The organism is Flavobacterium buctense (assembly GCF_014486695.1).
GTDB lineage: Bacteria > Bacteroidota > Bacteroidia > Flavobacteriales > Flavobacteriaceae > Flavobacterium > Flavobacterium buctense.
Window position 1 is genome coordinate 830,775 of the sequence record NZ_JACTAB010000001.1, and the last position, 20,376, is coordinate 851,150.

The following is a 20,376-nucleotide window of genomic DNA, read 5'->3' on the forward strand; positions in this document are numbered from 1 at the left end:
AATGGATGCGATTGCTTATTTGGTCGAGAAAGATGACATTTTTAAAAAATTGCATCAGCAATATGGCAATCCATATATTCCATCCCGACCGGAAGGTTTTCAAACGTTGTGCAAACTCATTTTAGAACAACAGGTTTCCATCGAATCTGCTCGTGCTTGTTATGTCAAAATTGAAAATTCATTAGGCGATGTTACTGAGCAAACCATAATTTCGGCTTCAGAAGAAACACTCAGAAATTGTGGTGTCAGTAGGCAAAAAACCATTTATTTAAAAGCTTTGGCAGAAGCTATTTCGAATAAAACCTTAGTTTTAGATAGCCTTTCTCAAAAACATCCCGACGAAGTCAGAAGCGAATTAATCAAAATCAAAGGCATTGGCCATTGGACTATTGATGTCTATTTGATGTTTTCCTTGCAATCGCCGGATATACTTCCGATAGGCGATATCGCTGTGGTTAATACCATTAAAGAGCTTTATGGTTGTAAAGAAAAAGAGGAGATGATTATTCTATCCGAAAACTGGAAACCTTACCGAAGTATGGCGACTTTTTTTCTTTGGCACCATTATTTGGTCAAACGAAACCGTAAATTTATCGTGTAGTTTTATTTGAAAATTCCATATTTGAAAATGCAATAAATCGCGTGAAAACCATCGCGCCAACTGATTTTTTTCCCTTCTTCAAAAGTTCGTCCGTAGTAACTAATCCCCACTTCATAAATTCTGATTTTTGGAATGCGAGCCACTTTAAGCGTGACTTCGGGTTCGAAACCAAAACGTTTTTCTTTGAGTGTAATCGATTTCAAAACATCGGCACGAAACATTTTATAGCAAGTTTCCATATCGGTTAAGTTCAAATTGGAAAACATATTGCTCAAAAAAGTCAAAAATTTATTCCCGATACTGTGCCAAAAGAAAAGAATTCGATGTGGTTTTCCACCCATAAACCGACTGCCGTATACTACATCGGCCACTTCATCAACTATGGGTTTTAAAAGGATATTGTATTCCTGTGGATCGTATTCTAAATCGGCGTCTTGAATCACAATCACATCGCCGGTAGCTTTTGCAATTCCGGTGTGCAATGCCGCGCCTTTCCCTTTGTTTTCAATGTGTTCCAAAAAAACAATAGACAATTCAGGATTACTTTCAATATAAGTTTTAATACTTTCAACCGTGTTATCCGTACTGCAATCATTCACAATAATGACTTCTTTTTGAATATCATTAAGGAGAGAAACAGCTTTTATTTTGTCCAATATTTTATAAATAGTCGGGCCTTCATTATAGGCTGGAATTACGATAGAAAGGGTTTTAATCGCCATTTGGATTTAAATATTTCTCAAAAATAGTTTTTTTGGTTTAGTAAGCAATAATTTACTTTAAATACATGTATACCAATTGAACTAATATTCCCGAATTATATTGTTTTTATTTGTTAAAGTTTTGTTACTTTTGCGACCGATAAAATTTATAACGAAAATTATATTTATGGAATCAATGATGATTTATGTGCCGATAGTAATGGCATTAATTGGTTTGCTTTTTATGGCAATCAAAAGAAGTTGGGTTTTAAAACAAGACGCCGGTGATGGTAAGATGAAAGAGATTTCAGATTACATCTATGAAGGAGCCTTGGCTTTCTTAAAAGCGGAATACAGATTACTAGCCATCTTTGTTGTATTGGCGAGTGCAGTATTGGCCGGAATTTCTTTTGTTGTTCCTACAACACACATATTAATTGTAGTAGCTTTTATTTTCGGAGCTTTCTTTTCGGCTTTAGCCGGAAATATGGGGATGAAAATTGCTACGAAAACTAACGTAAGAACTACACAAGCAGCTCGTAGCAGTTTGCCACAAGCCTTGAAAGTTTCTTTCGGTGGTGGAACTGTAATGGGATTAGGAGTGGCCGGTTTAGCCGTTTTAGGGTTAACAGGTTTCTTCATTATTTTCTTCAATTACTTCATGAAAGGTGCTTGGACAACTACAGAAGACATGACTATCGTTTTAGAAACGTTAGCCGGTTTCTCTTTAGGAGCTGAGTCTATCGCTTTGTTTGCTCGTGTTGGTGGTGGTATTTATACCAAAGCGGCTGACGTTGGTGCCGACTTAGTAGGTAAAGTTGAAGCAGGAATCCCGGAAGATGATCCAAGAAATCCAGCTACAATTGCTGATAACGTTGGAGATAACGTAGGTGACGTTGCCGGAATGGGCGCCGATTTATTCGGTTCTTATGTAGCAACCGTTTTAGCTGCTATGGTTTTAGGGAACTACGTAATTAAAGACATGGGCGGAAAAATCGAAGACGCTTTTGGAGGTATCGGTCCAATTTTATTGCCAATGGCCATCGCCGGTTTCGGAATCTTATTCTCAATCATCGGAACGATGTTAGTTAAAATATCAAGTGATGATGCAAAAGAAAAACAAGTACAAGGTGCGTTAAACGTTGGAAACTGGGTTTCTATCATCTTAACCGCTATCTCTTGTTTCTTCTTAGTACAATACATGTTACCAGAAGTAATGACTATGGAATTCTTCGGTGAAGGAGCACAACAAATCTCATCCATGAGAGTATTCTACGCTACTATCGTTGGATTAGTGGTTGGTGGAGTTATCTCTTCTGTAACAGAATACTACACAGGTTTAGGTACAAAACCGGTTTTGGCTATCGTACAAAAATCTTCAACAGGTGCAGGAACTAACGTAATCGCCGGTTTAGCGACGGGTATGATTTCTACATTCCCAACCGTATTATTATTCGCCGGTGCTATCTGGGCTTCTTATGCTTTTGCAGGTTTCTACGGGGTGGCTTTAGCAGCTTCTGCTATGATGGCAACTACTGCAATGCAATTAGCAATCGACGCTTTCGGACCAATCTCTGACAACGCCGGTGGTATCGCTGAAATGAGTGAATTACCAAAAGAAGTTCGAACAAGAACAGACATTTTGGATTCAGTGGGTAACACAACTGCTGCAACAGGAAAAGGTTTCGCTATCGCTTCTGCAGCGTTGACTTCATTGGCCTTATTTGCGGCGTATGTAACTTTTACAGGAATTGATGGTATCAATATCTTCAAAGCGCCTGTACTAGCTATGTTATTCGTTGGAGGTATGATTCCGGTTGTGTTCTCTGCTTTGGCAATGAATTCTGTTGGAAAAGCTGCAATGGACATGGTTTACGAAGTACGTCGTCAGTTCAAAGAAATTCCGGGTATCATGGAAGGTACAGGAAAACCGGAATACGGTAAATGTGTGGAAATTTCGACTAAAGCAGCTTTAAGAGAAATGATGTTGCCGGGCGTTTTAACTATCGGTTTCCCAATTGCAATCGTATTATTAGGTAAATTAGTTTATGCTGATAACAACCAATTAATCGCTGAAATGTTGGGTGGTTATATGGCCGGAGTTACCGTTTCTGGTGTACTTTGGGCTGTGTTCCAAAATAACGCCGGTGGTGCTTGGGATAATGCTAAAAAATCTTTCGAAGCGGGTGTTGAAATCAACGGAGAAATGACATACAAAGGTTCTGATGCTCACAAAGCGGCCGTAACCGGAGATACTGTTGGTGATCCATTTAAAGATACTTCTGGTCCGTCAATGAACATCTTAATCAAATTAACTTGTTTGATTGGATTGGTAATTGCTCCAATTTTAGGAGGTCATGAAGCTGGTGCTGCAGACATTAAAGCCATGAATTGCAATATGGAAATGAAAGGAATGGAAGGCAAATGCGATATGAGCAAATGCAAAGACATGACTAAAGAAGAATGTGCTAAAATGTGCGATTCTTTAGGTTGTACACCTGAGCAAAAAGAAGCTTGTTTGTCACACTACGGTGCTGACGGGAAATTCATCGCTGATAAAAAAGACTGTTGCGCAAAACCGGAAGTAGCTACAGCGACTAAAGATGTAAGAGTTGAAATTACCAACAACAACGGTAAAGCAACAGCAACGGTAACTACTACAGTAGGCGGAACAGCAACTACTCAAAAATTTGAAGGTACAGAAGCAGAAGTAAAAGCTAAAGTGGACGCTTTGAAATAATCGCAAGATTTTAATATAAGAAAGATGCCTCGCAATTGCGGGGCATTTTTTTGTCTTTTTTGTGTAAATTAGCCAATACAAACACAACTTCCATGACTTATAGATTGACTGTATTTTTGGTACTGCTTTTCAATATTACCTTTTCGCAAAATCCATTGCCTTTAATTCCGCAACCCGAATCGATTGAAATTCGAAAAGGACATTTTGTTTTAAATAAAGAAACAGTAATTCAGGCTGATGAAAATTCGTTTGAAGCACAATATTTGCAACAAGCCATAAAACAGCAAACGGGTTTACTATTAGCCATTGTTGCAAAATCAAATGTAGATTCTAAAATCATTTTGAAAGAAATGTACCCGATTGATCCTTATTGGAGCAAGGAAAGATATAATATTAACATTTCACCCACAGAAGTAATTATAACAGCTCCTTTCAATCATGGTTTTTTTACCGGAATCCAAACCTTACTTCAGTTGGTTCCAATTGATAAAAATGAAACGTTTGTTTTGCCTTGTCTAAATATTTTTGACCAACCCAAATACGCCTGGCGAGGCATGCATCTCGATTGCGCCCGACATTTCTTCTCCCTAGATTTTGTCAAAAAGTATATCGATTACCTGGCTATGTACAAGTTCAATACCTTTCATTGGCACTTAACCGATGACCAAGGTTGGCGCATCGAAATCAAACAATATCCTAAACTAACAGAAGTCGGAGCCTGGCGAAACGGTTCCATGATTGGCCATTACAACGAACAAAAATACGACGACAAACGTTACGGTGGATTTTACACCCAAGACCAAATCAAAGAAGTTGTAGCTTATGCAAAACAACGTCATATTACAGTAGTTCCCGAAATCGAAATGCCGGGCCATGCCGTAGCCGCTTTGGCTGCTTATCCACAATATTCTTGTACCGGCGGACCATTTGAAGTGGGCAAACAATGGGGTGTTTTAGACGATGTGTTTTGTCCCAAAGACGAAACGTTTACTTTTCTGGAAAATATTTTAAGCGAAGTGATGGCGCTATTTCCATCACAATACATTCATATTGGCGGAGATGAATGCCCGAAAACGCGTTGGAAAAACTGCCCGCATTGTCAAAATTTAATGAAAGAAAAAGGACTAAAAGACGAACACGAACTCCAAAGTTATTTCATCCAAAGAATTGAAAAATTTGTCAATGCCAAAGGCCGAAAAATCATCGGTTGGGACGAAATCCTAGAAGGCGGTTTAGCTCCAAATGCTGCCGTAATGAGTTGGCGTGGCACTGAAGGCGGAATCGCAGCCGCAAAACAAAAACATTTCGTCGTAATGACTCCCGGTTCGCATTGTTATTTCGACCATTATCAAGGTGACCCAAAAAATGAACCATTGGCCATTGGCGGTTATACTCCCGTAGAAAAGGTGTATGCATTCAACCCCATTCCAAATGAACTATCCAACGAAGAATCAAAATACATTTTGGGTGCCCAAGCTAATGTTTGGACAGAATATATCGATACACCCGAACAAGTGGAATACATGATTTTTCCTCGAATGTTGGCGCTTTCCGAAGTGCTTTGGGGAACTTCCAATCCCCAGAAATACGCCGATTTCCAAAACCGAATGATACAGCAGTTTCCAACATTAGACAAAAAGGGAATCAATTACAGCAAAGCCATTTTCGAAATCACTACGAAAGTTAACCCGTCAACTGATGGTATTTTATTCGAATTAAACTCGGCCAATGATGCCAAAAAAATCAAATATACTACGGATGGAACGGACCCAACTATAAGCTCTAACGCATACGCCAATCCAATCGCAATTACTAAAAGTCAAACCATTAAAGCGGCTTATTTTGAAAGCGGGAAACAACAAAGCGCTACCATCGAACAAGCCTTTAATTTAAACAAAGCCACCGGAAAGAAAGTTACTTTGGTCAATTTGCCACACGAAAATTACAGCAACGGCGGTGCTTTCACCTTGGTAAACGGCATTTCAGCCAGTCGCGGTAAATTGGGTAAAGATTGGTTAGGTTTTTCAGGAAAAGATATGAATGCTACTATTGATTTAGGGAAATCGGAACCAATTAATAAAGTCAGTATCAGCGTGCTGGAAAGCCAAGGCAGCTGGATTTATTATCCAAAAGAAATAGCAATATTGGTCTCCAATGACGGACAGAATTTTCAAAGCATACACCAACTTTCTTTAGCCGAAATCAAAGAAGTAAAAGGAACAGTTGCCGTGAATTTTAAATCTCAAAATGCTCAATATATCAAAGTAATCGCCACCAATCTCGGTAAAATCTCCGAAGGAAATCCCGGCGCCGGTTCCGATGCTTGGTTGTTTGTGGATGAAATCGGTATTGAATAAAAATATAAAGGTTATGTCAAATCGCAGAAATTTTATCAAAACAGCCGCAGCCGGTTCAGTGGCTTTGGCATTGCAATCGTTTACTTCTAAAGAAGATAATTCGGCCAAGTCAAAAGGCAAAGCCAATAAGCCTATCGTGCTTTCTACTTGGAATTTTGGTGTAAAAGCCAATGGCGCTGCGTGGGAAGTTTTAAAGAATAACGGTCGCGCGCTCGATGCCGTTGAAGCCGGTGTGAAGATTCCGGAAGGCGACCCAACAGAAAGAAGCGTAGGCTATGGAGGGCGACCTGACCGAGACGGACGAGTAACGCTCGACGCTTGTATCATGGACGAGTTTGCCAATATCGGTTCGGTAGCGGCTTTGGAGCACATCAAACATCCAATTTCTGTCGCAAGAATGGTGATGGAAAAAACGCCACATGTAATGTTAGTAGGTGACGGCGCTCTGCAGTTTGCCTTGGCTCAAGGATTCAAAAAAGAAAATCTCCTAGTAGAAGCTTCCGAAAAAGAATGGAAGGAATGGCTCAAAACCAGTCAGTACAAACCCATTGCTAATATCGAAAACCACGATACGATTGGCATGATAGCCTTGGATGTTCACGGAAATTTGTCCGGAGCCTGTACTACGAGCGGAATGGCGTTCAAAATGCACGGTCGGGTAGGTGATTCCCCTATTATCGGTGCCGGTTTGTATGTCGATAACGAAATCGGAGCTGCCACCGCCACCGGTCATGGCGAAGAAGTCATCAGAATTGCCGGTTGCCATTTGGTAGTCGAATTAATGCGTCAAGGAAAATCACCGCAAGTTGCCTGTGAAGAAGCCGTTTCACGCATCGTAAAACTGACCAAAAACAGAAACAAAAACTTAAAAGACATTCAAGTAGGTTTTATTGCTTTAGACAAACAAGGCAATTATGGCTCGTATTGCATTCAAGGCGGATTTAACTATGCGGTAAACGACAATTCCGGAAACAAATTAATTGATTCTGATTATTTCCTCAAGTAATGGCTAAACTCGAAATCGCTTGCTTTAATTTGGAATCAGCACTTATCGCCCAACAAAATGGAGCCGATAGAGTGGAACTTTGTGCCGAAATTGAAATGGGCGGAACCACAACCGATTTTGAAATCATTCAACAGGCAAGAGAGAATTTAACCCTCGATTTGTATGTGATGATTCGACCGCGTGGTGGCAATTTTGTTTATTCTGATGAAGAGTTTCAGCAAATGCAAAAGAATATTTTAGCCGTAAAAGAATTGAAAGTTAACGGTTTTGTTTTTGGGATTTTGAAGGAAGACAACACTATTAATTCAGAACAAAATAGAGCTTTGGTTGATTTGGCCAAACCATTTCCGTGTACGTTTCACCGCGCGTTTGACGAAGTACAACATCCTTTTGAGGCTTTGGAACAACTCATCGACTGCGGTTTTAAAACGATTTTAACGTCGGGTCAAGCCCAAAATGTAACGGAAGGCATGAACCGTTTAACCGAATTAGTTTCGAAAGCCAATAACCGAATCACAATCATGCCCGGCGGTGGTTTACGTTCAACGAATATTGAAGTCATCCAACAAAAGACTAAAGCGATTTTTTATCATTCTTCGGCGATAACTGATGGTAGTGAAACGGCTTCTGCTACTGAAGTTCAAGCCTTAAAATCTAAACTCCAATGAGAAAATTGTGGTTGACATTCGTAATCGTTTTTTTGTGGCCAATGGTACTTTGGGCACAAAATACCGAACGCAATTTAAGTTCCGAAAAATGGCAATTCAAAAGCGTCCATAACGATAAATACAAATGGTTTCCAGCCAAAGTTCCCGGAACGGTACACACCGATTTGTTGGCTAATAAACTCATTTCCGATCCTTTTTTTGGTGCCAATGAAAAGCAGTTGCAATGGATTGAAAACGAAGATTGGCAATACCAAACGACTTTCAAACTTTCCAAAGAAGAACTGAATCATCAAAATGCCATTTTACAATTCGATGGTTTAGACACTTTTGCGGAAGTCACATTAAACGGAACCAAAATTCTCACCGCCAACAATATGTTCCGAACATGGAAAGTAGATGTGAAAAAGCTGTTGAAAATTGGCCAAAACAAACTCGAAATCACCTTTGCTTCCGCCGTTAAAAAAGGTAAAGAAGAAGCTAAAAAACTAACTTACACTTTACCCGGAGACGAAAAAATATTCACCCGAAAAGCGCAATATCATTTCGGTTGGGATTGGGGACCAAGATTCGTCACCGCTGGAATTTACAAGAAAGTAGCGCTCTATTTTTGGGATAATGTTCAGATAACCCATATCAAAACCAATCAGGATTTGACGAATAAAGATGTGGCGAAAGTTGAGTTTACTCTCGAAATAAACAGTGCTAATGCTTCTCAATATGAATTAAAAATCAATGAGAAATCGGAATTCCTTCCACTTAAAAAAGGGAAAAATAACCTGACTTTGTTTTACGAAATTTCGAATCCAAAATTGTGGTGGCCCAACGGCTTAGGCAAAGCACATTTGTATCCGTTTGAAATTAGTTTAGTTCAAAATAATGCAATTATAGATTCCAAAAAACTAAACATCGGCCTACGCACAATTGAACTGGTTCAAGAGAAAGATGAAATTGGGAAGAGCTTTTATTTTAAAGTGAACGGAAAACCGGTATTTATGAAAGGCGCTAACGTCATTCCTCCCGATAGTTTTTTACCCAGAGCAACCGATTTGGATTATAAATCAATTGTCAAAAATGCCGTCGTTGCGAATATGAATATGCTCCGAGTTTGGGGTGGAGGCGTTTATGCTGAAGATGTTTTTTATGACGAATGTGATAAAAACGGCATTTTAGTGTGGCAGGATTTTATGTTTGCTTGCGCGATGTATCCCGGAGATGAAGCCTTTTTAGCCAACGTAAAACAGGAAGTCATCGACAATGTAACCCGTTTGCAAAACCATCCGAGTATAGCGCTTTGGTGCGGCAATAATGAAAATGACGAAGGCTGGCACAATTGGGGTTGGCAAAAACAATACAACTATTCGGAGCAAGATTCGACTAAAATTTGGGCCGATTACCAAAAGCTGTTTCACGACTTAATTCCGAAAACTTTAGACGGTTTATTAGCTAAAAACGAGAACCGTTATTGGCCGTCATCGCCTTCTATTGGTTGGGGAAGAAAGGAAAGTTTACTTAGTGGCGATGCCCATTATTGGGGCGTTTGGTGGGGAATGGAACCGTTTGAGATGTATCAAAAAAAAGTCGGACGTTTTATGAGTGAATATGGTTTTCAAAGCATGCCGGATATTAAGACGTTTCAGGCTTTCGCCCAAAGTGACGAACTCAACTTTAATTCGGAAGCGGTCAAAAATCACCAAAAACACCCAACGGGTTACAAAACCATCAACGAGTATATGGCGCGAGATTACCAAGTGCCAACGAATTTTGAAGACTATATTTACGTTTCCCAAGTACTTCAAGCCGAAGGCATGAAAATCGCTATTGAGGCCCATCGAACCGACCCAAAATGCATGGGAACTTTATTTTGGCAAGGCAATGATTGTTGGCCCGTGACTTCCTGGAGTTCGGTGGATTATTATGGAAGATGGAAAGCTTTTCAATACCAGGCGAAGCGAAGTTTTGAGGATTTGTTGATTTCCATTAAGGAAAATGAAGTCAATTATGAAATTTATTTGGTTAGTGAAGCTTCTCACTCCGACAAAGTAAGGTTTGAAATTGAATTATTGGATTTTTACGGAAAGCTAGTGGAAAAAGATGAAGTAGAATTTGATATTACGGCCGATACAAGAGATTTGTTTGTAGCGCTTCCAAAAGAGAATTACAGCGATAATAATTTAAAGGAGTTAGTCTTGTCGGTATCTTGTATATTACAAAATGGTAAAAAAGCAAATGCGCTATATTACTTTGTCAAATCCAAAGACTTACAATTAACCAAACCCAAGATTCAAATTACCAAGCTTGATGAGCAGACTTATGAAATATTTTCTGATGTCTTGGCCAAAAATGTTTTTCTATCTTCGGAAGAAGAGACTTTTTTTAGTGATAATTATTTTGATATTTTGCCGGGACAAAAAGTGGAAATTAAATTGTCTAAACCGGTGAAAGAGGTTCGTGTAAAATCGCTTTTTGAGGTTATTAAAAACTGATTTTGAAAAAGACAAAACCTAAATAGCCCCGATAGTAATGAAAACAAAAATGTCCCGATTTATCGGGACATTTTGTTGTAATGTATAGCGGGAAAATGGATTGCAAAAATGCCCAAGCCATTCGCTCCTTATTTTAAAACAACCCGTTAATCTCCGCGTCAATTCTATTAATAATCATTCCTAAATCCTCCGGATTGTTTACAAAATCAACATTATCAACATCAATAATCAATAATTTTCCTTTGTCGTAAGTCGTAATCCAAGCTTCGTAGCGCTCGTTCAATCGGCTCAAATAGTCAATGGAAATAGTGTTTTCGTAATCGCGACCGCGTTTGTGAATTTGGGAAACCAAATTAGGAATGGAACTTCTCAAATAAATCAACAAATCAGGCGCGCCAACTAAACCTTCCATCAATTCAAAAAGTGAAGTATAATTTTGGAAATCACGGTTGGTCATTAAGCCCATCGCATGTAAGTTGGGTGCAAAAATATGTGCGTCTTCATAAATCGTTCGATCCTGAATGATATTTTTGCCGCTTTCGCGAATTTGTAATACTTGACGAAAACGCGAATTCAAGAAATAAATTTGCAAGTTAAAACTCCAGCGTTCCATTTGGTGATAGAAATCATCCAAATACGGATTGTCAACCACATCTTCAAAATGAGGTTCCCACTTGAAATGTTTGGCTAAAAATCGGGTTAAAGTAGTCTTTCCTGCTCCTATATTTCCTGCTACTGCTATGTGCATTATGGTAGTTTTATTTTAAAATTCTTAATTTGTTGGTTGGTAAAAATAGCTAAAATTTGGTCTTTGTAATAAAAATTTTGGAACGATTTCTCAACAATGTCGATTTCGAAAACGGTTTTCGTTTGATTGTTCAGGCAGTAGAGCGTATTGTCTTGTAAAAACAATAATTGATCACGGTCAATAATCTGGATTTTTTCAAAAGGCGGAAGGTTAGCCAACAAAGTCACTTTGCCAAAAATATCAATCGCATACCAGTTGTTGATTTCATCAATCCAATAAAAAGTATTAAAATCCGTTTGGGTGTATTTGATATTTTCTGCAATCGGATTGCCAATGTTTTTAGACGTGTTCTTCAAGTAATCAAATAAAAGAATTTGTTGGGTTAAAGCATTGTAAATCCATAATTGATTTTGTGATGCCATGCCTATTTTAGAAGCGAAAATGGTATTGTCAATTTCAAAAAAATTGAGTTTTTGGATTTCATTTAATTGGTTATCAAGCGTAATAAGGGTATTGAAATCTTCATAGAAAAGGACAATTTTCAGTGGATTAACATAATCAACCGAAGTAATTTTCCCCAAAGCCACATTTTTATATTCCCAGGTTTGAACTTTATCCTGCTTGATGAAAACATTGTTTTTAAGGTAGTATTTGTTGCCCAATCCATCAAAGCCCAAATAGATTTTGTCTTCTACTATTTCAGTATCAATGACAGTTGTTTTGAGTTTTGGATTTTGTCCAAAACCATGGGCAGAGATGACTAGTAATAGAAGATAAAATGTCTTTTTCATCATAAGGCTAATTTACGGTAAACCAAATTAATTTAATGAAGTCTTACCTAATATTTTAACAAAAGATTGGTAACAGATTTCGATTACTATCGTCATATTTGTTGTATCCAAAAACCTAAAACAATGAAAAAAATAGTATTCGCTTCGTTTTTAGTATTCTCTTATTTAGCTACCCATGCCCAAAAAGACTTTCAAGGGATGGCCGTTTACGAATCAAAAACCAGTACTGCCGATTTCAAATCCCGTTTTGAAGGCAACAGAGAAATTACTCCCGAAATGCAGAAAATGATTGAAGAGCGCATGAAAAAAATGTTTGAAAAGACTTTTTTTCTAAACTTCGACAAATCGGCTTCCATTTATAAAGAAGAAGAAAAGCTTGATGCTCCGGGCCAAGGTGGTGGTGGCATGAGAATGATGGCTTCCTTTATGGGCGGCGGCGGAACGTATTATAAAAATGTAAAGGACAAAACGTATAAGGTCGATAAAGAATTTATGGGCAAAGAGTTTTTGGTGAAAGATTCTTTGAAAACCTATAATTGGCAAATGAGTAGTGAAACCCGAGTGATTGGAGGTTATAATTGTTTCAAAGCTACTGCTGTAATTCCGGCAAGTAAAACGGATTTTAGAAATTTCCGCCCTAAAAAAGAAGAAGAAAAAAAAGACGATAAAGCTAAAGAAGAAACCAAAGAAGGTGCCAAAACAAGTTTTATGGATCAAATTGAGTTACCGAAAGAAATAACAATTACGGCTTGGTACACTCCGGAAATTCCGGTAAGTCAAGGTCCGGAAGGGTATTGGGGTTTACCCGGATTAATTTTGGAAGTCAATGATGGAAAAACCACCATTCTTTGTTCTAAAATTGTTTTAAATCCAAAAGAAAAAGCTGAAATCAAAGCGCCAAGCAACGGCAAAGAAGTGACACAAAAGGAGTATGACGAAATCGTAACTAAAAAAATGGAAGAGATGAGCGAGATGAATAATGGACGTGGCGGCTTCCAAATGAGAATGAGTAGATAATCAATCAACAATCAATTTTATAATGACTAAAGTTATACTTGTTTTCACTTTTTTATTCGTGGGTTTGCAATCGGAAGCACAAGAATTCCAAGGGAAAGCCGAATATTTTTGGAAACGAATTCCAAAGAAAAAAACCGAAAAAGTACAATCGGATAAAAAAGAACCTATTGATCCAGAGTTTGAAAAGGAGATTCAAGAAGCAGTGAAAAGAGCTTCTGAGAAACAATACGTCCTAACTTTTAACAAAACAGAGTGTCTGTACGAAGAAGAGAAGGCATTGGAAAAACCTAAAAACAATTCAGATGAAATCTCTATTTCGATTACTTACGTTTCAGCCGGCAATAAATACCTGAATACAAAAGAGCTGAGCAGTGTAGTGGAAGACAATATTTTCGGCAAAGAATTTTTAGTGGTAGAACCGTTGGTTAAGCAGGATTGGAAATTAATTGATGAAACCAAGAAAATAGGCGATTATAATTGCTTCAAAGCTGAATTAGTTATTCCTGTCAGCGATAAGCAGCAGCAAGCCTATGAGGACTTTTTAAAAAAAGACGCCAAAAAACCGGCACTTTTTAAAATGAATAAACCCGAAGATAAAGTAGTTACCGTTTGGTATACTCCTGAAATTCCGGTGAGTTTTGGTCCGGATAATTATTGGGGTTTACCGGGATTGATTTTAGAAGTCAATGATGGAAATGCCATTTTGTTGTGCACTAAAGTTACCCTGAGTAACAAAGAGAAAACCAAAATTAAAGCACCAACTAAAGGAGAAAAAGTCACCCAAAACAAATTTGATGAAATCAAAAAGAAAAAAGAGGACAGCATGAAAGATGAAGACGGTGTCATTTACTTTCAACATTAATCGATAAATTATCTAAGCCTAAACAATGAAAAAAACAGTACTCTTTGTATTTCTTTTTATTACAACAATTTCTTTTGCCCAAACCATCCGATTTGAAGGGACAATCCAAGACAATGCTAAAGCACCATTGGAAATGGCCAATGTTATGGCGATGAACCAAGCGACCAAAGCCATGGATGCTTATGCCATTACCAATGATAAAGGGAAATTTTTGCTGAACTTGAAAACCAACACAACTTACACCATTAAGCTAAGTTATTTGGGCATGCAAAACAAAGAAATTATAATTACCACCAATACAGAAAACATTTCCCAAAACATCACCATGGAAAGTGGCGGCATCGAATTAGACGGTGTCGAAATCGTACGGGAAATGCCGGTTTCTATCAAAGGCGATACGATTGTTTACAATGCCGATTCGTTTAAAACCGGAACCGAAAGAAAACTCGAAGACGTACTGAAAAAATTACCCGGTGTAGAAGTTGATGCCGAAGGTCAGGTAAAAGTCGAGGGAAAAGCAGTGACCAAATTGATGGTGGAAGGCAAAGATTTTTTCGATGGTGATACCAAATTAGGCGTAAAAAATATACCGGCCGATGCCATAGATAAAGTGCAGGTGTTGCGTAATTACAATGAAAATTCCATCCTAAAAGGCGTGGAAAACAACCAAGATAATTTGGCCATGAACATCAAATTGAAAGAAGGAAAGAAAAACTTTTGGTTTGGAGATATGACAGCCGGAATTGGAGTTGGCCACGAAGACACACGCTATGTTGTAGCACCCAAAGCCTTTTATTACAGTCCGAAATACAGCATCAACATTATGGGGAACAGTAATAATGTGGGTCAGCAAGCTTTCACCATCCAAGATTATTTCAGGTTTAGTGGTGGTTTCAGAAATATAATGGGCAAAGGCGGCGGAAGCATCAATGTGGGAAGCAATTCACTCGGCATTAGCTTTTTTCAAGACAATCGCGTTAAGGAAATCGAATCGCATTTTGGCGCTACTAATTTCTCCTACAATCCTTCAAAAAGTTGGAGTTTGAGCGGATTTATTATTGCAACTTCGACCTTAGTGGACACTGAAACCAATTCAACGGTTAATATATTGCAACCCAATACTACCAATGTTTCTTCTTCTGAAATTAGAGACGACGCAGGAAGTCAGAAAAATAATTTGGGCTTATTCAAGTTCAGCGCCACTTATAAACCATCGGCTAAATTTCAATTGGATTACGACATCTTAAACCGAATTTCAGCGCAAAGAGAGAACAACGAACTCAACCGTCAAGTGTTTAATTACGTTTCAGGCATAAATACAGATGAAAGTGTTTTCACCTCTAAAAAGCAAGATCCGGTAAACATCAATCAAAATTTGAGTTTTTATTATACGCCAACAGACAAACATATTTTTGCCTTCGAAAGTCAGCATTTGTACCAAAACGAAGATCCGTTGTATAATGCTAATTTAGAGTTTCAACCTTTTGACTTTTTTGGATATAATGAAAATCAAAACCGAAATGACCTTACGCAAAGCCGATTTATCAAAACCAACAAACTCGACAGCCGTTTGGATTATTACTATGTGTTAACACCAAAGACCAACTTGAATTTTACGTTGGCCAATTCGTATGTTTACCAAAGTTTAAACTCGTCCATTTTTCAACGTTTGGACGACGGAACGGTCAATACGTTAAGTGCTGCAGAAAATAACAATGACGTCAGTTATCGTTTTAATGATACTTTTTTAGGCTTTCATTTTAAATGGTTGACCGGTAAATTTACGTTTACACCCGGCGTTACTTTACACCGATTTGACTTGACCAACACCCAATTAGGCACTGATGTCAATCAGGAAATAGTTCGTTTGTTGCCCGATTTTCAAATGATTTACCAAATAAAAAAATCGGAGACCTTAACGTATAATTTCGGAATCTCTAACAATTTTACCAATATCAACAATTACGCCTTGGGAACGATTTTCAACAGTTACAGCAATCTGTTTTCCGGTAATCGTGATTTGGAAAATTCTGTGGTTCAAAGCCATACTTTGTCGTATCAAAAATTTAATATGTTCAACTTTGAAAACTTCGGTGGCTTTTTAAACTACACTAAAACCAACGAGGCCATCAAAACCAGAGCATTATTTGAAGGCGCAAATCAAATAGGTTCCCCTTTTAATTCGCCTTTTGGCGATGAAAATTTTTCGGCGAATGTACGTTACGGACGTTCTTTTTTAAAGTATTACAAAGCCAATGTTAGCGCCAATGTAAATTGGAGTAAGTTCTATAATATCCAAGTAAACCCATTAAATGCTGCTGAGAATATTATCGATACCGAAAGCTTTACGCACAATTATCGTTTTAGTGCTTCCACTAATTTTAAAAATATGCCCAATGTGGAATTGGCTTATTCTTACGCGGTAAACCAATACCCAAATGACACTTTTTACACCGATAGTCCATCCGTTAAATTGGATTATTTCTTCTTAAAAAGTTTTTCTTTTGTAAGCGAATATGAGTTTTTTCATTATTACAACAAAGCCAAAACAGTGGATCAAGAATACGACTTTTTATCGGCTAGCTTGACTTATCAAAAAACAAAAGACAGTAAATGGGAATACAAGGTTGCCGCTACAAATATATTAAACACCACTTCGTTAAATGACGATAGTTTCTCGCAGTTCTCTACCCGAAATTCCCAGTACCGAGTGCAACCAAGGTATATTATTTTTAGTTTAAGGTATAATTTGTAGATTTGTTAAAAAAAAGATGACTACTGAACAAGAAGCTAAGTTGCTGAAAAGCTTAGGGATTTTTACTCTACTGGTATTTTTGCCGTTAAATATTTTTGTAATAAAAAATGACATCGTCAAATTATTAATTTTTATTCCTATTTTAGTTTTGTTTTCCATACTTTATGTTCGACAATATAAAAGAGATAAAGCGGCCAACAAGGATTTGTCAAGATATAAAATGCTGCTTTTTTTTCTTGGAATTTCACTACTGATGTTGGTTGCGGCCTTAGTTTATCCAAGTATATAAAAAACAAAAAACCCAACTCATTGAGTTGGGTTTTTCTTTGCGAACTTCGCGTATAACTTTGCGTCTTTGCGGTTAAATTCCGAAAGCCGTTTTCACTTTGTCAACATAATCCAATTTCTCCCAAGTAAACAACTCTACCGTTACTGTTTTTGGAGCGCCATTCGGCAATTGGAAAGTTTTAGTAACCGTTTCCGGTGTTCTTCCCATGTGACCGTAAGCTGCTGTTTCGCTGTAAATTGGGTTTCTCAATTTCAAACGTTGCTCAATAAAGTACGGACGCATATCAAAAACGTTTTCAACTATTTTACTAATCTCTCCGTCTGTCAAATTCACTTTTGAGGTGCCGTAAGTTACTACGTTGATTGAAGTTGGTTTTGCTACTCCAATCGCATAAGAAACTTGTACTAAAACTTCATCACATAATCCTGCAGCCACTAAGTTTTTAGCAATGTGACGTGTTGCATAAGCCGCAGAACGGTCTACTTTTGAAGGATCTTTTCCTGAGAATGCACCACCACCATGAGCTCCTTTTCCACCATAAGTGTCCACAATGATTTTTCTTCCGGTCAAACCGGTATCTCCGTGTGGTCCTCCAATAACGAATTTTCCGGTTGGGTTGATGTGGTAAGTAATATTGTCATTGAATAAATGAGCGTATTGTGGGTATTTTGCTTTAATTCTCGGAATCAAAATCGAAATCAAATCGCTTTTGATTTTAGCCAACATTTCTGCTTCCGGACCGAAATCATCGTGTTGTGTTGAAATTACAATCGCGTCAATTCTAACCGGTTTGTTGTCATCAGAATACTCTAAAGTAACCTGCGATTTAGCATCAGGACGAAGGTATTTGATTTCGTTGTTTTCTCTTCTTAAGTTAGCCAATTCGATTAACAAAGCATGAGACAAATCCAAAGCCAATGGCATATAGTTTTCAGTCTCATTTGTTGCGTAACCAAACATCATTCCTTGGTCACCTGCGCCTTGCTCTTCTTTACTAGCTCTGTCTACACCTTGGTTAATATCAGCAGATTGCTCGTGAATGGCCGAAAGAATACCGCAAGAATCAGCATCAAACATATACTCACTTTTAGTATATCCGATTTTTTTGATTACTTCTCTTGCAATTTGTTGAACGTCAAGATAAGTGCTTGATTTTACTTCACCAGCCAAAATTACCTGACCTGTAGTAACCAACGTTTCACAAGCTACTTTTGACTCAGCATCAAAGGCTAAAAAGTTGTCGATTAACGCATCACTAATTTGGTCTGCAACTTTGTCCGGATGTCCTTCACTAACCGATTCCGACGTAAATAAATAAGCCATAACTATATTTTAGTTTAATATTAATTTTAGTGAAAAAAGAGGAGATTGCTACAAAAGCTAAAGGAGAGTTTCTGCTTTAGCATTTTTTTACGAGGTTGCAATCAGTTCAAATTTTTCCTCTCATTTTTCGAGTGCAAATGTATAAAGACTATTTAGAATACAAAAAACTATTTTGCTTTTTTTATTTTTTTTATGATTATTTCAAAATTCTAAATACGTAGTATTTAAATATATATAAACTATTCCCAAATGTTAAATTTTCAAATTTTGTTTGGTCAATTGAAAAAACATTCAGAAGTTTGCTCCATCAAATAACAACAAGAAAATGAAATTAATTATTTGCAATATGTGTCGCATGATGTGGAAATCTCCGCAGAGGACGCTTATGGCATAATTTTAAATTTAAAATATATCCATCAAACCTCTGCCAACAGCAGAGGTTTTTTTTTACTCTGAATTTAGTTCAGAGTCTAATGAAAAGTAAAAACAATAATTTAAAACAGATGCTGAAACGAGTTCAGCATAAAACAATGAAAGTAACAGCAAAAAATATGATGATGAACAACCGTATGATGCACGTGATGATGTGTTGTTGTATCGACATACCCTGTTACCAAAAGCGAAAGACGTAATCAAAGTTTATATACTTGTTCTTAAAGTCCTTTTGGTAAGCCATCCAAAAGGACTTTTTTTATTTCCAAAAATTAATAATCTAAATAGCTAACAATTAAATTTTAAAATCATGAGCACACAAAAATTCGCAACAAACGCCTTACACGCAGGACACGACGTTACTAAAAACGCAGGAACCAGAGCCGTTCCGATTTACCAAACGACTTCGTATGTATTCAACAATTCTGACCACGCAGCCAATCTTTTTGGTCTAGCCGAAGCCGGATTCATTTACACTCGATTAAACAATCCAACCAACGACATTTTGGAACAACGCTTAGCCGCACTCGAAGGCGGAATCGGAGCCGTGGTTACCGCTTCTGGAACTGCAGCAATTGCTACGAGTTTATTGGTTTTGCTAAAAGCGGGTGACCACATCGTAGCCTCCAACAGTCTTTACGGCGGAACTTACAACTTGTTGAGTGTAACCTTACCAAGATTAGGCATCACCACCACTTTCGTAGATCCGTCTAATCCTGAAAACTTTACCAAAGCCGCCCAAGAAAATACCAGAGCTTTTTTCGCAGAAAGTTTGGGCAACCCTAAACTAGATGTGCTGGATTTGAAAGCAATTTCCAAAGAAGCCAAAGGGTTTAAAGTGCCTTTCATTGTGGACAACACAGTCGCTACGCCTTATTTGTTAAACCCAATTCAACATGGTGCTGATATTGTCATTCACTCGCTAACCAAATACATTACCGGAAACGGAACTTCACTTGGCGGTGTAATCATCGATGCCGGAAACTTTGACTGGAGCAACGGGAAATTCCCTGAATTTACCGAACCATCAGCCGGTTACCACGGTTTGAAATACTATGAAGCTTTGGGCGCAGCGTCATTCATCGCCAAAGTAAGAATTGAAGGTTTGCGCGATTTCGGTTCATCTTTAAGTCCATTTAACGCCTTCCAAACGATTCAAGGGTTGGAAACTTTGGAAATCAGAATTAAAAAACACAGCGAAAATGCTTTGGCCTTAGCCCAATGGTTGCAAACCCAAGAAGAAGTAGCATGGGTAAATTATCCCGGATTAGAAACTTCTAAATACAAAGCTCTAGCCGATGAATATCTACCGGAAGGCAAAAGTGGCATCGTAACTTTCGGTCTGAAAGGTGGCTTTGAAGCAGCCAAGAAAGTAGCTGATGAGACTAAATTATTCTCGTTGTTAGCCAACATTGGTGACACTAAATCCTTAATCATCCATCCGGCAAGCACGACGCACCAACAATTATCTGACGCCGAACAAGAGTCAACCGGAGTAACCAAAGACTTAATCCGTTTATCCGTTGGTTTAGAAAATATCGACGACTTGAAAGCCGATTTGAAAGAAGCCTTTGTAAAAATTAAAACCCCACAAACCGTATAA

Annotated in this window: 14 protein-coding genes; 10 read left to right on the forward strand and 4 right to left on the reverse strand. The window is 37.9% G+C overall.

What is annotated here, in order from left to right:
* Position 1: 1 nt before the first annotated feature.
* Positions 2-601 (forward strand): DNA-3-methyladenine glycosylase family protein, encoded by a 600-nt coding sequence (locus ICG50_RS03665; protein WP_187659541.1) that lies wholly within the window; start codon positions 2-4, stop codon positions 599-601.
* 2 nt (positions 602-603) lie between these two features.
* Here the strand turns inward: ICG50_RS03665 and ICG50_RS03670 are convergent, their stop codons facing one another.
* Positions 604-1,323 (reverse strand): glycosyltransferase family 2 protein, encoded by a 720-nt coding sequence (locus tag ICG50_RS03670; RefSeq protein ID WP_187659542.1) that lies wholly within the window; start codon positions 1,321-1,323, stop codon positions 604-606.
* Between the two features lie 166 nt (positions 1,324-1,489).
* Between ICG50_RS03670 and ICG50_RS03675 the strand changes: the two genes are divergently transcribed.
* The 5 genes from ICG50_RS03675 (at position 1,490) to ICG50_RS03695 (ending at position 10,556) form a co-directional block, all read left to right on the forward strand.
* On the forward strand, positions 1,490-4,042 hold the full coding sequence (locus ICG50_RS03675; RefSeq protein WP_187659543.1) for a sodium-translocating pyrophosphatase: 2,553 nt from the start codon (positions 1,490-1,492) through the stop codon (positions 4,040-4,042).
* 92 nt (positions 4,043-4,134) lie between these two features.
* Entirely contained in the window at positions 4,135-6,399 is a 2,265-nt protein-coding gene (locus tag ICG50_RS03680) for a glycoside hydrolase family 20 protein (RefSeq protein ID WP_187659544.1), read from the forward strand.
* Positions 6,400-6,412: 13 nt separating this feature from the next.
* On the forward strand, positions 6,413-7,405 hold the full coding sequence (locus ICG50_RS03685; protein WP_187659545.1) for an isoaspartyl peptidase/L-asparaginase family protein: 993 nt from the start codon (positions 6,413-6,415) through the stop codon (positions 7,403-7,405).
* A complete protein-coding gene (locus ICG50_RS03690) occupies positions 7,405-8,073 on the forward strand; it encodes a copper homeostasis protein CutC (protein WP_187659546.1) in 669 nt (222 codons plus the stop codon). The genes ICG50_RS03685 and ICG50_RS03690 overlap by 1 nt, the downstream gene beginning before the upstream one ends.
* Positions 8,070-10,556 (forward strand): beta-mannosidase, encoded by a 2,487-nt coding sequence (locus ICG50_RS03695; protein WP_187659547.1) that lies wholly within the window; start codon positions 8,070-8,072, stop codon positions 10,554-10,556. Before ICG50_RS03690 ends, ICG50_RS03695 begins: the two co-directional genes overlap by 4 nt.
* Before the next feature lie 133 nt (positions 10,557-10,689).
* Here ICG50_RS03695 and ICG50_RS03700 read toward each other — a convergent pair whose 3' ends face one another.
* Together ICG50_RS03700 and ICG50_RS03705 are read right to left on the reverse strand one after the other, a co-directional pair.
* Positions 10,690-11,304: a deoxynucleoside kinase gene (locus ICG50_RS03700; RefSeq protein WP_187659548.1), complete on the reverse strand. Its 615-nt coding sequence runs from the start codon at positions 11,302-11,304 to the stop codon at positions 10,690-10,692.
* Complete coding sequence (locus ICG50_RS03705) at positions 11,304-12,095, reverse strand: hypothetical protein (RefSeq protein WP_187659549.1); 792 nt, start codon at positions 12,093-12,095, stop codon at positions 11,304-11,306. The genes ICG50_RS03700 and ICG50_RS03705 overlap by 1 nt, the downstream gene beginning before the upstream one ends.
* 123 nt (positions 12,096-12,218) lie before the next feature.
* Here ICG50_RS03705 and ICG50_RS03710 point away from each other — a divergent pair, with 123 nt between their 5' ends.
* Genes ICG50_RS03710 through ICG50_RS03720 form a run of 3 tightly spaced genes read left to right on the forward strand, consistent with a single transcriptional unit; the run spans position 12,219 to position 16,729 of the window.
* Positions 12,219-13,112 (forward strand): GLPGLI family protein, encoded by an 894-nt coding sequence (locus ICG50_RS03710; RefSeq protein WP_187659550.1) that lies wholly within the window; start codon positions 12,219-12,221, stop codon positions 13,110-13,112.
* Positions 13,113-13,134: 22 nt separating this feature from the next.
* Entirely contained in the window at positions 13,135-13,974 is an 840-nt protein-coding gene (locus tag ICG50_RS03715; RefSeq protein WP_187659551.1) for a GLPGLI family protein, read from the forward strand.
* 25 nt (positions 13,975-13,999) lie between these two features.
* Positions 14,000-16,729, forward strand: coding sequence for a carboxypeptidase-like regulatory domain-containing protein (locus ICG50_RS03720; protein ID WP_187659552.1), 2,730 nt, complete (start codon positions 14,000-14,002; stop codon positions 16,727-16,729).
* A 361-nt stretch (positions 16,730-17,090) separates the two neighbouring features.
* On the opposite strand, the gene metK is transcribed toward ICG50_RS03720, so the two are convergent.
* Positions 17,091-18,341, reverse strand: a complete 1,251-nt coding sequence (gene metK / locus ICG50_RS03725) for a methionine adenosyltransferase (RefSeq protein ID WP_187659553.1) — start codon at positions 18,339-18,341, stop codon at positions 17,091-17,093.
* A gap of 742 nt (positions 18,342-19,083) precedes the next feature.
* Between metK and ICG50_RS03730 the strand changes: the two genes are divergently transcribed.
* Positions 19,084-20,376, forward strand: coding sequence for an O-acetylhomoserine aminocarboxypropyltransferase/cysteine synthase family protein (locus ICG50_RS03730; RefSeq protein ID WP_187659554.1), 1,293 nt, complete (start codon positions 19,084-19,086; stop codon positions 20,374-20,376).

Coding starts and splice junctions, on each gene's coding strand:
- ICG50_RS03665 (WP_187659541.1), top strand. CDS start 2: ATGGATGCGATTGCTTATTTGGTCGAGAAAGATGACATTTTTAAAAAA.
- ICG50_RS03670 (WP_187659542.1), bottom strand. CDS start 1,323: ATGGCGATTAAAACCCTTTCTATCGTAATTCCAGCCTATAATGAAGGC.
- ICG50_RS03675 (WP_187659543.1), top strand. CDS start 1,490: ATGGAATCAATGATGATTTATGTGCCGATAGTAATGGCATTAATTGGT.
- ICG50_RS03680 (WP_187659544.1), top strand. CDS start 4,135: ATGACTTATAGATTGACTGTATTTTTGGTACTGCTTTTCAATATTACC.
- ICG50_RS03685 (WP_187659545.1), top strand. CDS start 6,413: ATGTCAAATCGCAGAAATTTTATCAAAACAGCCGCAGCCGGTTCAGTG.
- ICG50_RS03690 (WP_187659546.1), top strand. CDS start 7,405: ATGGCTAAACTCGAAATCGCTTGCTTTAATTTGGAATCAGCACTTATC.
- ICG50_RS03695 (WP_187659547.1), top strand. CDS start 8,070: ATGAGAAAATTGTGGTTGACATTCGTAATCGTTTTTTTGTGGCCAATG.
- ICG50_RS03700 (WP_187659548.1), bottom strand. CDS start 11,304: ATGCACATAGCAGTAGCAGGAAATATAGGAGCAGGAAAGACTACTTTA.
- ICG50_RS03705 (WP_187659549.1), bottom strand. CDS start 12,095: ATGAAAAAGACATTTTATCTTCTATTACTAGTCATCTCTGCCCATGGT.
- ICG50_RS03710 (WP_187659550.1), top strand. CDS start 12,219: ATGAAAAAAATAGTATTCGCTTCGTTTTTAGTATTCTCTTATTTAGCT.
- ICG50_RS03715 (WP_187659551.1), top strand. CDS start 13,135: ATGACTAAAGTTATACTTGTTTTCACTTTTTTATTCGTGGGTTTGCAA.
- ICG50_RS03720 (WP_187659552.1), top strand. CDS start 14,000: ATGAAAAAAACAGTACTCTTTGTATTTCTTTTTATTACAACAATTTCT.
- metK (WP_187659553.1), bottom strand. CDS start 18,341: ATGGCTTATTTATTTACGTCGGAATCGGTTAGTGAAGGACATCCGGAC.
- ICG50_RS03730 (WP_187659554.1), top strand. CDS start 19,084: ATGAGCACACAAAAATTCGCAACAAACGCCTTACACGCAGGACACGAC.